This is a genomic window from Halovivax gelatinilyticus (genome assembly GCF_024300625.1).
GTDB lineage: Archaea > Halobacteriota > Halobacteria > Halobacteriales > Natrialbaceae > Halovivax > Halovivax gelatinilyticus.
Window position 1 is genome coordinate 2,431,842 of the sequence record NZ_CP101322.1, and the last position, 13,937, is coordinate 2,445,778.

18 protein-coding genes are annotated in these 13,937 nt (G+C 65.2%); 11 read left to right on the plus strand and 7 right to left on the minus strand.

The window, feature by feature from the left end; all coding sequences use genetic code 11:
- Window positions 1-84: 84 nt before the first annotated feature.
- Complete coding sequence (locus tag NKH31_RS11475) at window positions 85-909, plus strand: MBL fold metallo-hydrolase (RefSeq protein WP_254861935.1); 825 nt, start codon at window positions 85-87, stop codon at window positions 907-909.
- A gap of 296 nt (window positions 910-1,205) precedes the next feature.
- On the opposite strand, the gene NKH31_RS11480 is transcribed toward NKH31_RS11475, so the two are convergent.
- Both NKH31_RS11480 and NKH31_RS11485 read right to left on the minus strand, forming a co-directional pair.
- On the minus strand, window positions 1,206-2,201 hold the full coding sequence (locus NKH31_RS11480) for a DUF5787 family protein (protein WP_254861936.1): 996 nt from the start codon (window positions 2,199-2,201) through the stop codon (window positions 1,206-1,208).
- A 94-nt stretch (window positions 2,202-2,295) separates the two neighbouring features.
- Window positions 2,296-3,273, minus strand: coding sequence for a winged helix-turn-helix domain-containing protein (locus NKH31_RS11485; RefSeq protein WP_254861937.1), 978 nt, complete (start codon window positions 3,271-3,273; stop codon window positions 2,296-2,298).
- A gap of 217 nt (window positions 3,274-3,490) precedes the next feature.
- Here NKH31_RS11485 and NKH31_RS11490 point away from each other — a divergent pair, with 217 nt between their 5' ends.
- The 7 genes from NKH31_RS11490 to NKH31_RS11520 all read left to right on the plus strand — a co-directional run bounded on the left by NKH31_RS11490 (window position 3,491) and on the right by NKH31_RS11520 (window position 7,997).
- Entirely contained in the window at window positions 3,491-4,129 is a 639-nt protein-coding gene (locus NKH31_RS11490; protein WP_254861938.1) for a phospholipase D-like domain-containing protein, read from the plus strand.
- A gap of 11 nt (window positions 4,130-4,140) precedes the next feature.
- Window positions 4,141-4,887, plus strand: coding sequence for a phosphatase PAP2 family protein (locus tag NKH31_RS11495; protein ID WP_254861939.1), 747 nt, complete (start codon window positions 4,141-4,143; stop codon window positions 4,885-4,887).
- Window positions 4,888-4,980: 93 nt separating this feature from the next.
- A complete protein-coding gene (locus tag NKH31_RS11500) occupies window positions 4,981-6,216 on the plus strand; it encodes a translation initiation factor IF-2 subunit gamma (protein ID WP_254861940.1) in 1,236 nt (411 codons plus the stop codon).
- Window positions 6,216-6,647 carry a type II toxin-antitoxin system VapC family toxin gene (locus NKH31_RS11505; RefSeq protein ID WP_254861941.1) on the plus strand — a complete coding sequence of 144 codons (432 nt, stop codon included), beginning with the start codon at window positions 6,216-6,218 and terminating at the stop codon, window positions 6,645-6,647. Before NKH31_RS11500 ends, NKH31_RS11505 begins: the two co-directional genes overlap by 1 nt.
- Window positions 6,648-7,217, plus strand: a complete 570-nt coding sequence (locus NKH31_RS11510) for a DNA-directed RNA polymerase (protein WP_254861942.1) — start codon at window positions 6,648-6,650, stop codon at window positions 7,215-7,217.
- Window positions 7,218-7,219: 2 nt separating this feature from the next.
- Window positions 7,220-7,417 carry a transcription elongation factor subunit Spt4 gene (gene spt4, locus NKH31_RS11515; RefSeq protein ID WP_254861943.1) on the plus strand — a complete coding sequence of 66 codons (198 nt, stop codon included), beginning with the start codon at window positions 7,220-7,222 and terminating at the stop codon, window positions 7,415-7,417.
- 1 nt (window position 7,418) lies between these two features.
- Window positions 7,419-7,997 carry a GTP-dependent dephospho-CoA kinase family protein gene (locus tag NKH31_RS11520; RefSeq protein ID WP_254861944.1) on the plus strand — a complete coding sequence of 193 codons (579 nt, stop codon included), beginning with the start codon at window positions 7,419-7,421 and terminating at the stop codon, window positions 7,995-7,997.
- Here NKH31_RS11520 and NKH31_RS11525 read toward each other — a convergent pair.
- Window positions 7,994-8,413 (minus strand): PaaI family thioesterase, encoded by a 420-nt coding sequence (locus tag NKH31_RS11525; protein WP_254861945.1) that lies wholly within the window; start codon window positions 8,411-8,413, stop codon window positions 7,994-7,996. The two genes, NKH31_RS11520 and NKH31_RS11525, sit on opposite strands and share 4 nt — an antisense overlap.
- Before the next feature lie 191 nt (window positions 8,414-8,604).
- On the opposite strand from NKH31_RS11525, the gene NKH31_RS11530 reads away from it, so the two are divergent.
- A complete protein-coding gene (locus NKH31_RS11530; protein ID WP_254861946.1) occupies window positions 8,605-9,690 on the plus strand; it encodes a geranylgeranyl reductase family protein in 1,086 nt (361 codons plus the stop codon).
- Between the two features lie 7 nt (window positions 9,691-9,697).
- Here NKH31_RS11530 and NKH31_RS11535 read toward each other — a convergent pair whose 3' ends face one another.
- The 3 genes from NKH31_RS11535 to NKH31_RS11545 form a co-directional block, all read right to left on the minus strand.
- Window positions 9,698-10,300, minus strand: coding sequence for a DUF8173 domain-containing protein (locus tag NKH31_RS11535; RefSeq protein ID WP_254861947.1), 603 nt, complete (start codon window positions 10,298-10,300; stop codon window positions 9,698-9,700).
- 118 nt (window positions 10,301-10,418) lie between these two features.
- Window positions 10,419-11,522: a CAF17-like 4Fe-4S cluster assembly/insertion protein YgfZ gene (ygfZ, locus tag NKH31_RS11540; RefSeq protein ID WP_254861948.1), complete on the minus strand. Its 1,104-nt coding sequence runs from the start codon at window positions 11,520-11,522 to the stop codon at window positions 10,419-10,421.
- Between the two features lie 122 nt (window positions 11,523-11,644).
- A complete protein-coding gene (locus NKH31_RS11545) occupies window positions 11,645-11,938 on the minus strand; it encodes a DUF6432 family protein (protein ID WP_254861949.1) in 294 nt (97 codons plus the stop codon).
- Window positions 11,939-12,063: 125 nt separating this feature from the next.
- On the opposite strand from NKH31_RS11545, the gene NKH31_RS11550 reads away from it, so the two are divergent.
- Window positions 12,064-12,855 carry a DUF7093 family protein gene (locus NKH31_RS11550; protein WP_254861950.1) on the plus strand — a complete coding sequence of 264 codons (792 nt, stop codon included), beginning with the start codon at window positions 12,064-12,066 and terminating at the stop codon, window positions 12,853-12,855.
- Window positions 12,856-13,031: 176 nt separating this feature from the next.
- On the plus strand, window positions 13,032-13,415 hold the full coding sequence (locus tag NKH31_RS11555; RefSeq protein ID WP_254861951.1) for a DUF5611 family protein: 384 nt from the start codon (window positions 13,032-13,034) through the stop codon (window positions 13,413-13,415).
- 111 nt (window positions 13,416-13,526) lie between these two features.
- Here the strand turns inward: NKH31_RS11555 and NKH31_RS11560 are convergent, their stop codons facing one another.
- The gene (locus NKH31_RS11560) at window positions 13,527-13,850 is read right to left on the minus strand and encodes a 4Fe-4S dicluster domain-containing protein (RefSeq protein ID WP_254861952.1); all 324 of its coding nucleotides are present in this window, start codon (window positions 13,848-13,850) and stop codon (window positions 13,527-13,529) included.
- Window positions 13,851-13,937 lie beyond the last annotated feature (87 nt).

Genomic DNA, 13,937 nt, shown 5'->3' on the forward strand with positions numbered 1-13,937 from the left:
CGAACCCGGAGACGATGACGTGGTTTCGCAGTCGAACCCGACCAATCGAAACCCGATTCGCGCTGTCACCCAGGGTGAGCTGACGTGCGCGTCACCTTACTCGGCACCGGCGACACGACGGGGACGCCCACCGTGGGGTGTACCTGCGAGACGTGCGAGGCCGCCCGCGACCGCGGCGTCGAACGCACGAGATTTTCGGTCCACGTCGAGAACGAGCGCACCGGCGAGTCGCTGCTGATCGACGCCAGTCCCGACTTTCGCTACCAGTTTTTACGAGAGGGCGTCTCGCTCCCCGACGGGATCGTGATCACGCACGTCCACTTCGACCACCTCGACGGGCTCGGCAACGTCTACCGGCTCGTCGACGACGTCCGCGTCTTCGCGCCGGACGAGGTCGATCCGCAGACCGGCCGGAGCGTCGCCGAGACCGTCGACGCCGACTACCACTACCTGGACGCGATCACCGTCTCGCCGGAGTCGCCGTTGTCCCCGTTCGAAACCTGTGGCTTCGAGGTGACGCTCGCCCCGGTCGACCACCCACCCCAGCTCTGTTACGGCCTGGCCGTCGAAGATCCGGAGACGGGTGCGAAACTGTCGCTGTCGGGCGATACCTCGTACGACATCCCGGAGCCATCCCGGGAGGTGCTCGCCGACCCAGACGTGCTGCTGGCCGACGCCATCGTTCCGGCACACCTCTGTGAGCACCACCCGATGGGCGGTCGCCACGCTGGAGCCGACGGCGTCCCCCGAACGTTCGGCACCAAACACATGACTCGCGAGGGCGCGCTCGCGCTCGCCGACGACCTCGACGCGACGGAAACCCGGCTCGTCCACGTGGCCCACTTCTACCCGGTCGAGGAGGCGTTCGCAGAGCCGCTGGCGGTCGACGGCGAAGTGTTCGAGCTATAGCGGTCTCCACCGCGCGTTAGTTCCCGCCCGTGAACGTTCGAGAATTCGCTATACCTATCGACGAGCGTTCGCTACTGCAGTCGAACGAGCACGATCAGAAACAGGAGTATCGCGCCGACGAACAGCCCGATGAGTGCCTCAATTTCATCGCCCATAACCGGTATCGGACCAACTCACACTTCGTTGTTGGGGTACACTCGCTACGACACCGCTGGGGGATGGCAGAGCGGATGATCGCGGCGGTGACATTGGGGCGGACGGTTGACCGATTAGAAGCGTACCCCGCGTCGACCGACTCAGCTGCCGAATCGATCCAGTCCGGACTGGCGACGGCCGACCGCCTCCGGATCGGCGTTCCACGGGGTGAGCCGGTCGCGTTCGTCGGCCAGGTCGACGTTCGGTGCCGGCGCGTTCTCGTAGCCGGAACAGGCCGGTCCGCACTCCGATGCGGCGTCGACGAGGCGGCCGAGGTAGCGACAGTAGGGAAGCGAGAGTCCCGTCGAAGCCTCGCCGCTGGGAGACGAACAGCCGGCGGCACACGCCGGGAACGAAAACGTCCGCCAGCCTTTGCCGTAGGCCCGCTCGGCGAGGCGCCGCCGGGCGTCGCGCTTGGCTTTCGCGGAGACGACCGCCACGTCGGTTCGTCCCGCGTGGTAGGAGACCGGTTCGATGCCCGGTTCGGCCACGTCGAGCGGTCGCGGTTCGCGAACGACTTCGACCGACACCGGGTCTTCTGGTCTGTTTCGGTGGACGCGCCAGACGCCGACGGCCTCGGGAATGCGATTCAGGTGTGCGCCGGTCACGTAACTCTCGGTCGCGAGGATCACCTCGTCGACGAGTCCGAGCGAGACGTCAGTTCGGAGCTGTCGTTCGAGGTCGCCGGGCGTCCCGAGGTCCGGTTTGTTCTCGATGGCGACGATTCGGCCGGCCCAGTCCGGGTAGCGGGCGACCTGTCTGATGCAGTCCCGGCCGCCCCTGCGCTCGCGTTCGAGAAAACCGATGTCGACGGCGCGCTCGACGGCGCGCCTGGCCCGATCGGGATGGCAGTCGAACGCATCGCGAACCGGCGTCCACCGTCCCGTCCCGACGTCGGCACAGAGAACGGCGTCGGGGATCGCCTCCGGTGTGAGCGCCGTTCGACGGTCGAACTGCGGGCCGGGTTCGATCAACACGACGTCGACGATGCGCCCGCCGGGGTCGGCGACGCTCGCACCGAGCTGGCGGGCGACGATCCCTTCACGGCGCGCCTCCAGCGTCGTACACAGCTCGAGTTCGAATGCGAACTCGGACACGACCGGTTGGAGGCGGCCGCGGGCCATAAGAACGCGGATTCGGGTCGATCGAGCGTCGTCACCGCTGCGATCAGGTACGAACGAGGTTGCCGGATCAAGCGGTCCGGACGACCGACGTCTCGAGCACGTCCAGGTCTTCGGTGAGCGTCACGTGGAGTTCGTCGCCGTCGAGCGGCATCCGGACGCGGAGGCGGGCGGGATCGCGGTCGAGTAGCTCGGTGTACGCGTCGGCGACGCACCACGGCAGGGTCCAGTACGGTTGCTCGTCGAGCGAGACGCCGCGTTCGCGGTGGAACGAGACGACGTCGGCGTGATCGAGCAATCGGAGTCCCGGGGCCGAACAGAGGGTGTGGCCACACTGGACGCACTCGTGGTCGACCCGGGTACCGACGCCGAGACAGCACGCCCCGTCGGATTCGACGACGCGCGTCTCCATCCGCCCGCTGCACTCCGGACAGACGCCGTCGGCGGCCAGACAGTGGAGGTGGCGAACGCGCTGGTCGAACGCGTCTTCGATCTCGGCGGTGGTCCGGTCGTTGAGTCCGCCCGGCGGGAACTGGTACTCGCCGTGACCGTGTCCGCACGCCTCACAGCTGATCGAGAGGTGCTCCTCGACGTACCGCGCGAGAAGCGGTCCGTCACAGGCGACGCACGACCCCTCGACGGAAAACGGTTCGACGCTCGGATGCTCGTTGAACGATCCGGCGATGATCGACCGAACGACCTTCTCGCCGGCGTGTTTGAAGTCGTAGCCGGACGCTGTCGACTCCTCGCTCGCCCCACCGTCGCCCGGTTCGACGTTGCGAACGAAGTGACCCTCCAGCTGCTGGAGGTGGTAGTTGAACTGGGCCGAATCGCGCATGCCGACCGCCCGTCGTAGCGCGGAGAACGATACCGGCCGTTCGTCGGCCGCCCACAGCGCCTCGAGGATCGACAGCCGCGTTTCGTTTCCGATCAGCGCGAACGCTTCGGCGGGGTCGAGACAGTCGGTACACGATAGAACGCTCCGATCGGCGCCGTCGACGCCGTCCGAAGCGAACGGATCGAACGTGTCGCCGTCCGTTCTGCTCATGGGGAAGCCGACGCGCCAGACGGGAAAATAGCTTCGCCAAAACTAACTTACGTTAGATCTCCGTCACTACGCGCTCGTGATTTCGACAGTACCGGTCAGTCACAAATACTTCGTGATCGGTTCGCCGTACGGTGATGAAGCCGGTCATTTCCGTGACGGCGATTGAGAAAGTATATATCTTCACTGGCTAACACCTTCGCACTGACGAGGAATCGTGATGGCGAATACCGAAATTGTCGACAACCGGTGGGGCGAGAAGCAAGCCGAAGACCAGATCCGAGAGCTCTTCTCGGAGGATGGAACCATCTACCTGGTCACGGGCTACTTCACCGCGAGTGGCTACCGCGTGTTGCGCCCCGACATCGAGACGTTCCTGGCTCGATCTCCCGAGAACCGACTGATCGTCATCGTCAGTCCGACCGCAGACCAGTTCGCCCCCGAGATCGTTCGCGATCTGGAGCGACTCGACACGGCCGATCAGGTGGAACTTTACAAGTACCCCGACGGCTGTCTCCACGCGAAGCTCTACCTGCGAACCGGCGAGAACCCGGCCGCTATCATCGGCTCGGCGAACCTGACGAAAGTCGGCTTTACGCAAAATGTTGAACTCAGCGTCAGATTCGACGACGACGCGCTCACCGACGAGGCGTTCGAGTCGTACCTGGAGTGGGTCGAGCAGCTCCGAGCTGCGTGTACGCCGATCCGTCGACGCGACGTCCTCCGACCGCTTCTCGTCCTGAACAGCGCGAGTATCTGGCTCAATAAAGCCCGCTTGCTCCCCCGACGAACGCTTATTCACCAGCCGGTCGTCTACGTCCTCCTGGTGATCATGATGCTGTTCGTCTTCGTGAGCTAACTGGTGATATCGTGATCGTCGCTACGTCGAGACGCAACGTCGGATTGATCGACTACCTCCAGGACGTCGTACCCGAGGCGCTCGCGTTCCCGGTCGCCCTCCTCACACAACTCGGGGCTATCTGGTTCGCCGGCGTCGTCCTCGCGCTCGTCTTCGTCTTCGTCGACCGTCGAGACGCACTCGTCATCGCCGGTCTCTTCCTGACGGGGACGGGCATCTGGCGCAGTATCAAGATCCTCGCTCCCGTCCCGAGACCGGAACACACGCTGATCGAACTCTCACAGTTACCGTTCTACCTCCAGCCCATTTACGACACGCTGGTCGTCCAGAGCGGCCCCGGTTTCCCGAGCGGACACGCGGTCACGACGTCGGTGCTGTACCTGTCGCTCGCGGCCACGCTCACGATCTGGACCCGACCGCGGCGGTACGCCTTCGCCGTCGGCATGATCGCGCTGGTCGGACTGACGCGGATCACACTGGGCGTCCACTACACGCTCGACGTGATCGGCGGCGCGTTGATCGGCCAGACCGTCCTCATCTGTGGTGGCGTCCTCCTCGCCGCGTCGCCGATCGATCGCGTCACGACGGCGCTCGGCCTCGGTCTCGCGTCTGCGACGTTCTGTTTCCTGTCGAATCTCGCGGTGGATCCCGTCGGATTCTGGGAACTCGGACTCTTCGGCGGCGCCGTCACGTTGTTTGGCTGGTGGCGATACGGCGACCTCGAGGCCGTCGAGCTACCGCACTGGAAACCGACGTGATCGCCGGCTGGGCCCGATTGTGAGTCACCGGCTTAGAACAGTAGGTTTATCAATCGCAGACGGCGAAATCACGGTAGAGATTACTCTCGTCCTATGTCAGGAAACGACCAACCGGAGGTGAACATCGGGCTCGTCGGTCACGTCGACCACGGCAAGACCACGCTGGTTCAGGCGCTCTCGGGCGCCTGGACGGACCAGCACTCAGAAGAGATGAAACGCGGCATCTCGATCCGACTGGGTTACGCCGACGCGACGTTCCGTCAGTGTCCGGAGCTCGACGCCCCCGAATGTTATACCGTATCAGAGGAGTGTCCGGACGGTTCGAAGAGCGAACCCGTCCGGACCGTTTCGTTCGTCGACGCCCCGGGTCACGAGACCCTGATGGCGACGATGCTTTCTGGCGCGTCGCTGATGGACGGCGCCGTGCTCGTCGTCAGCGCGAGCGAGCCCGTCCCCCAGCCCCAGACCGAAGAGCACCTGATGGCGCTCGACATCATCGGCATCGAGAACATCGTCATCGCCCAGAACAAAGTCGACCTCGTCGACGCGGACCGGGCGCGCGAAAACTACGAGGAGATCCAGGCGTTCGTCGAGGGAACCGTCGCCGAAGACGCCCCCGTCGTTCCGGTCAGCGCCGGCCAGGACGTCAACATGGACCTGCTCATCGCGGCGATCGAAGACGAAATTCCCACGCCCGAGCGCGATCCGGACGCCGATCCCCGGATGCACGTCGCCCGGAGCTTCGACATCAACAAGCCGGGAACGACCGCGGAGGACCTCACGGGCGGCGTCCTCGGTGGGAGCCTCGTCGCCGGTGAACTCGCCGTCGACGGCTCGCTGGAGATCAGACCCGGTCGCCAGGTGACCGAAGGCGGCCAGTCCGAGTACGTGCCGATCGAAACGACGGTCCGGTCGTTGCAAGCGGGCGGCGAGTCGGTCGAGGTGGCGACGCCGGGCGGTTTGCTCGGAATCGGAACCGGTCTCGATCCGTCGTTGACGAAGGGAGACGCGCTGGCCGGTCGACTCGCCGGCCCGCCGGGAACGCTTCCGCCGACCTGGGAGTCATTTACGATGTCGGTCGAACTCCTCGACCGGGTCGTCGGGAACGACGAGGCCGACGGCGAGATCGACGAGATTTCGACCGGCGAACCGCTCATGATGACGGTCGGAACGGCGACCACCGTCGGCGCCGTCTCGAGCGCGCGGTCGGGCGAGTGCGAAGTCCAGCTCAAACGGCCGGTCTGTGCCGAACCCGGCGCGAAGATCGCCATCAACCGACGCATCGGCGCCCGGTGGCGCCTGATCGGGGTCGGAACCTTAGAAGAGTAATGACGACGCGCGTGGTCCTCGACACCAGTGCACTCATGATGCCCGTCGAACTCGACGTCCGCCTGTTCGACGAACTCGATCGGCTCCTCGGCGGCGGGCCGCGGTCGATCACCGACGGGGACGTCGACACGGACGGCGGATTCAGTGCGGTCGTGGCCCAGCCGGTCCTCGAAGAACTCCGTCGACTCTCTGAGAAGGGAGGCACGGAAGGGACCGCCGCGAACGTCGGCCACGACCTGGCGACCGAACGGTGCCTGGCCGTCGATACGGAAGAATCGTACGCCGACGACGCCCTGGTCGAACTCGCCCGGGAGGGAAGCGTCGACTACGTCGTCACGAACGACCGGCCGCTGCGCGATCGGGTGCTGGCGGAAGGAATACCGGTAATTGCATTACGCGGGAGAAACAAACTGGGAATCACTCAACCATAGATGTACAAACGGGTCAGACTAAAAGATACGGTAGAAGTGCCACCCGAGGAGCTCGGAGACGTCTCTCCGAACCTCGTAAAACGACTGCTTCAGGACAAACTGGAAGGGCGTATGGACGAGGAGGTGGGCTCCATCGTCTCGGTCACGACGGTCCACGACATCGGCGAGGGAACCGTCCTGCCGAATCGGCCCGGCGTCTACTACGAGGCCGACTTCGACGCGGTCACGTTCGATCCGCAGATGCAGGAGGTCGTCGACGGCACCGTCGTCGAGGTCGTCGAGTTCGGAGCCTTCGTCGGGATCGGTCCGGTCGACGGACTGTTACACGTCTCACAGATCTCCGACGAGTACCTCGCCTACGACGGGGAGAATCAGCGACTCTCTTCGAGCGAATCGGATCAGGCACTCGGCGTCGAGGACGCGATCCGCACGCGGATCGTCACGAAGAGCATCGACGAGCGAAACCCGCGCGACTCGAAGATCGGGTTGACGGCGAAGCAAGTCGGTCTCGGCAAACACGGCTGGCTCGAAGCGGAACGCGAAGAGCGCGAAGCCGCCGCGGGTGAGTGATCATGGCGACGAACCGACTCGTCTGCCGGGAGTGTCACCTCGTCAACGACGCGGATTCGGAGACGTGTGACTCCTGTGCCTCCTCGTCGCTCACCGAGGACTGGGCCGGCTACGTCGTCATCGCCCACCCCGAAGAGAGCGACATCGCGACCGAGATGCAGGTGACCGAACCCGGCGCGTACGCGCTGAAGGTCCGCTGACGTGCCCGGTGAGGACGACCCTTCCGGACCGACTGGCGACGGGCACGACGAGTGGCACGTGACGCTCCCGCCGTCGCTTCGCGACGACCTCAAATCGCCGCTAGGCCCCATCGAAACCGACGCAGAGATCCTTCTCGAGGACGTCTCCGGCCCGCTTTTCGCCGTCGGCGACGTCGTCACCTACCACCTGGTGCGAGCAGGAACCGAACCCGATCTCGCGCTCGTCGACGGCATCACGAAGCGAGAGGCCGTCGACGACGACCTTCTCGAGACCGTCACCGACGGGTCGATCGTGACCGTCGACAACCCCCCGGCGACGATCACCGCCGACCTGGCGCGCGAAATCGTCTCGGCGATCGACGCGGACGAGCCGATCACCCTCTTCGTCGAGGGTGAAGAAGACCTCGCCGTGTTGCCGGTGATCGTCGCCGCCCCGGACGGTGCGAGCGTCGTCTACGGTCAGCCCGACGAGGGAATGGTCCACGTTGTCGTCGATGCGACCGTCAGAGCCGAGATTCGCGCGTTGCTCGACCGGTTCGACGGCGCGACCGAGCGCCTCCTCTCGATCCTCGAATCCTAGGAGTCGACGAACGGATTCGATCCGTCGACGAGGTTCGTCTTGTAGACGCCGCGCGTCGACGCGAGTCGTCTATCGTCTTCGTCGGTGAGTTCGACCTCGACGACGCCCGTGTCGCGCCCGTAACGGACCACCTCGGCGGCGCCGTAGATGTCGTCAGTCGCGGGTCTGAAGTAATCGATGCGAACGTCGAGCGTCGGGCCGGGCGATCCCTCGACCGAGGCGATAGCCGCCGCCGACAGCGAGTCTGCCAGTCCGAACGCGACGGCCCCGTGAGCGAGCGTGGTCGACTCCGAGAGGGAGTGATAGTCTTCGAGTTCGATCGTGCCTTCGACGTAGCCTTCTTCGACGTGCGTGAGTTCGACGCCGAGGTGTTCGCCGAAGGGATACCGCTCGTTGAATCGGTCGAGAACGTCCATATCGCCGACTCTCGTCGAGGTAGTATTACTATTGCGACGCTCGACGTCCGAATCGAACCGTCGTCGTCCCGAATTGACCGCGAGCACTCTCGCGCTCGACGGCTACAGACCGTTCGCCGCCTTCGGTGAGCTGGAACTGAGCGATGAGTTGGAACTGAGGGATTATGTACCCGCGCGTAAATCAGTCAGTCATGTACGACTTCGCGGTCGTCGGCGTCGGGCCGGCCGGGGCCAGATTCGCGCGACGCGCGGCCGAAAACGGCCACCGCGTCATCGCGCTTGAACAGGGTGAGATCGGATCGCCGCTGGCCTGCTCGGGTCACGTGAGCCGAGATATCTGGTCGTTTACCGGCGAGGGTGCGCGCGAGCGACTCGCACAGAACGAAGTCTACGGCGCGCGCTTTCACGTCGACGGGCCGGGCGGTCGCGCCTACCCGTTCTACAAGGACGAACCGGTGTCGAACGTGATCGATCGCGTCGCGCTGGATCGACACCTCGCCGAGCTCGCCCGCGACGCCGGCGCGGACGTCCGCGACCACCACACCGTGACCGACGTCGACGTGAGAGCGGATCGGGTCGTCCTCACCGCGTCCGGTCCCGACGGAACCGTCGAATTCGAGGCGAAGCTCGTCGCCGGCTGCGACGGGCCGCGCTCGCGCGTCCGCGACGCGCTCTCGCTTCCGGAACCGGACGAATTTCTCCACGGCGTGCTCGCCTTCGACGACGAACCGGATCACGACGATTTCGTCGACGTCCACCTGACGGCACCGACGTTCTTCGCCTGGCGCATCCCGCGCGGGGACGCCGGCGTCGAGTACGGACTGGCCGCGCCGCCAGGCGTCGAGGTGAAAAAACACTTCGACGATCTGGTCGCCGGCTACGACGTGTCGGTCGCGAATCGCTGTTCGGGCGCGATTCCGATCGGCCCGCCGGAGCGGGTGACCGGCGATCGCGGCTTTCTCATCGGCGACGCGGCCGGCCAGACGAAACCGTTCACCGGCGGCGGCATCCTCTACGGGATGCGCTGTGGCGACCACGCCGCCCGCGAGATCGATCCCGACCACCCTTCGACGGTCCGCGCCTACGAGCGCGCCTGGCGCGCCGACATCGAACGCGACCAGGCCTTCGGCCATCGACTGCGACAGGCCTACTCGCTCCCCGAACCGGTCCAGCGGATCGGATTGCGCGCCCTCTCGGGGGAGATCGGCGTCCACATGGACCGGCCGACGTCGATGTTCACCCGCGAGCACATTCGGGCGATGTTTTCGATGAAGTGACCGACCGCTATCGAACGCCGCCCGACTCTGGCGGCGTGTCGAGTCCGTTCGCTCCCCCGCGATTCCAGTATTCAAGGAAGAGATCGATCCCCGCGCCCATCCCGACGATCGAGAACGCGAACGCGAGAAGACCGCCGACGACAGGGACTCCGCCGACGACCGCGGCGAGAACGACGGCGAGAAGATATGCTTGTCCCCAGTCGGGACGGACCGCGTGACCGACCGTGAGCAAGCAGATCACGACGCCGTAGACCAGCCCAAAGAAGAGTCCGATCGCGACGGGGGCTGCGATCACCACTCCGATCACGGAGATCACCCCGACCGCCATGAGGGCCACGGCTCCGATCAGGGCTCCCAGCCCGAGGAGGCAAGACCGAACCGGTTGCCGCCGAATTCGGTCGGTCACTCGTTCGGTGTGTGTTCGACTGCCGAACACGAGGAGCCCACCGACGACGAGCGTAAGGCTGGCCGTCATCAACGCGGATTCGACGCCACCGGACTCCCAGCGGATCTGGACGTTGAACCCGCCGGGCGTCGAGACCAGCAACTGACTGACGCCCGAGCGGAGTGTCGGCGCCGTCACTTCGCCCATCGACTCTCTACCGACCATAGCTACTGCTGTCTGGGCTGATGTATCAACGTTCTGGATCTACGTGACGAACTCGACTCGACCGACCGCTATCGAACGGTACGACCCGACGTCGATTCCGTATCGGAGACTCCGCGATTCAGCGATAGTCGGGCAGCCTGGCGGACCGATCCGAGCCGTCGACGAACGGAAGGTTGCGACGCGTCGCCGGCACCTCCTCACCGTCGACTCTGACGGTGACCGACGGCTCGTCCCGGTCGAAGTCGACGAGCGCGAACGCGAGCGGCGTTTCTGCCGTCGGACCGAACTCGGCCCGGGTCACCTCGCCGATACTCGCGTCGCCGGCGAAGACGGCTGCGCCCGATTCGGGTATCGGTTCGTCCGGCTCGACGACGTCGAGTTCGAGGCCGATCAGTCGCCGACTCGGTTGACCGCGATTCTCGACGCGAGAGACGACCTCCTGGCCGACGTAACAGCCCTTCTCGAAGTCGAGGGCGTGTCGCAGGCCCAGAACGTTCGGTATCGTCCCCTCGAGTTCGGTCTCGAACAGCGGCGTCCCCGCTTCGAGGGTGAGCGTCTCCCAGGTTCGGTAGCCGAAGGGGGTCGTGTTCCCGGCCTGGATCGTCAGCAGCTCGAAGACGTCCTCGGCGTAATCGACGTCGCAGACGACCTCGTAGCCCTCCTCGCCGGCGAGTCCGTCGGTTCTGATCACGGTCACGCCCGCGTCGCCGATCGATCCGCGGACGAACGTCAGGTGGTCTTCGGGCGTGGCCGGCCCGGCCAGCACGCTGGCAACCTTCTCGGTCGCCCCCGGGCCGTGGACGCCGAACGTCGCGTACTCGTCGGTCGCGTCGGCGATCTCGACGTCCTGGATGAACACCTTCTCTCGCCACTCTGAGGCGAGCGATTCGGCCGCTGTCGGCGGCGTGAATAGCAGCAATCGCTCGCCGGCGTTGTAGACGTAGAGATCCAGCTCGATGCGGCCTTGCGGGTCACAGAGGACCGCGTAGCAGCCGCGGCCGTCCTCGGCTGGCACGCGATTCGAGACGACGTTGTCGACGTACTCGACCCGGTCTTCGCCCTCGACGACCACCACGCCGCGGGCCGTCTCGATGCAGCCGACGCCGTTTCTGACTGCCTGGTGGGCGCGCTCTGGCCGACCGTACTCCGAGACCACGGTCCGTCCGCCGCGCGATTCGAACGTCGCCCCGAGAGCAGCGTGTTTCGACTCGATGGCGGTCATTATCGGTCAGTCGGACGCCGACGACCTTTTACGTGACGATCAGGTCGACCCGTCGGCGCGTTCGGCTCCCACCGGCGTCAGTCCGATCGGGTCGGCTCGCGATGGCGTCGCTTGGAGTTCGGCTAGAACGGGAGTCGCTCGCGCACCCAGTCGACGACCGACTCGTCGTCCGTCTCAGCGGGGTCGGGGACGACTCGGTCGGCCGGTTTTATCACGGTCCGGGTGCGCTGGCTGTCGACGACGATTAGCTCGTCGGCTTTGAGGTCGGCCAGCCCGGATTCGATCTCGTCGATCCCGACGCTGACGGCCGCCCGAAGTTCGAAGATGGTCATCCCCTCTTCGTTGCGTTCGACGAGCGCATCGAGTATCGCCACCTGGGTCTCTCCCCGGTCGCGATATTCCCGCTTGGCTCGCATAGGTGTCTGTTCGCGGGGCCGGGATTTGACGTTTGCCGTTGTGAGCCGTTTCGACGATCCGATCTGCCGATCGACCGACGACTCAGGCGGTACGTTTTTTACCCCCGGGTCAGCTACCTCTCCCAATGGCTGTCCGATGTTCGCTGCTCGGCCACTCGTTCGGGGAACTCGAGGTCGATCGCACGCGAGAGGAACGCGGAAGTGAGGTCGTCGTGACCGTCGAAGAGTACGAAGTCTGCGATCGCTGCGGTACGCGGAACGTACTGAGCGAGAACACGGAGGTCAAACGCATCGCACGGGCTACCGACAGCGCCGATTCGACTCGCGATCAGGAGGTCGAACCGCCTGCCGAACGCGAGGCGGAACCCGAAGGGGCCGAGGATCTGGCACCGTCCGACGCCGATGACGAGTCGCTCCCGACCGACGAAGCCGGTGAGCCGATCACCGACGACGCCGAAATCTTAGACGATTCTGACGGCGATCACGACGAACCGGAACGAGGCCACGGCGAGTGGCCGGCGTCGGACGACGTGGGGGCCGACGAGTCGGACGCGAACGACTCGTCGCCTGCCGAGTGGCCCGACGCCGGCGAACCCGAACCGGAGGATACCGGCGAACTGATCGACGACTCCGACGCCCCGCAATCGGACGACGCGGCGACCGATCCGGCCGAACCGACTGACGATTCCGTGCGAACGGACGAGACGCCGGCGACGCGGTCCGATCCGTCCTCGGGTATCGAGAGCGCGGGAGACGCACCCGAACCGGGAACGTCACCGTCGCGAGATGGCGTTCCGACCGAGTTTTTCTGCCCGCGCTGTTCGTTCGTCGCCTCGAGCGATCGCGGCTCGCTGCGCGCCGGTGACATCTGCCCCGAGTGCAAGAAAGGCTACCTCGGTGAGCGAGAACGTCGGTAGACGCCCCGTCTCGTACCACCCTCCGTTTGTACGGCTCGCGGCCGGTCCGACGGCCCCTGATGGCGGGATTGACCGGCGTAACTCCTCGAGTCGTTTTTTCGCCTGCCGTTCCTCGCGTATCGGCTGGTGCGGACGGATGAAAAGAGGTAAAGAGCCTCCCGTATTTCCAACGATCCATGAAGGAGTACAAGATGCGTCGCGGTGAGTATCTCGAAGAACGGATTCCGGACATGGAAGCGTCGATCGAGGACTACTTCGGCCCGATCACGACCACCGAGGAGTTCAAGGGAAGCGCACTCCACGTCGTCGAGGAACCCGACAACCCCGTCTTCGAACGCATCGTCGCCGGTGCGGTTTCGTACTCCGGAAAGAAGGACAAACTCGCCGTCGAGTTCCACGAGCGCGACCCGACCGAACTGGGCCCGGACGAACTCGAGGCGGCCGGCGACGCGGTCAACGCGAAAAACGACTTCCTCCTCGAAGCGACCGGACGAGACGCGAAGGCGCGTCGCGATTCGCTCAAACGCTCGGTCGAAGACGATCCCGAACCCGACGTCTGAGCCGACCGACGCCGGTGAGCCGACCGACGCTTCGATCGTGAGCGTCTCCACTGTGATCAGACGGTGGGTTACGACATTGGTACTCGTCTGGTGGAGAAACTCCCACTCGGCTCAGGCTGTTCGACCCGCGTCGACGTCGATCGCGTCGACGGGACAGACGTCGACACAGAGCATGCAGTCGATACACTGCGCTTCGTGGGTCGGATCGGCCTTTTCTTCGCTCTCCGGGTGCCCGGGCGTATCAACCCACTCGAAGACGTCGACGGGGCAATCTTCGAGACAGGCGCCATCCGCGATACAGAGATCGAAGTCGACGGCGACGTGCGTGCCGTGGATCCCGAGCTCTTCGGGTTCGTCGACCGGACCCCAGACAGCGTGACCGTTACACTCGTCGACTTGCTCGCGATTTTCGTGGAATTGTGGATCGATAGCCATCGCTAGGCGAAAGCAGAAGGCGACGTGCCTTAAATCTATGTTCCACTGTACCACATCGCGCCGCGGTCGGGCGGTGTCGTCCAGACG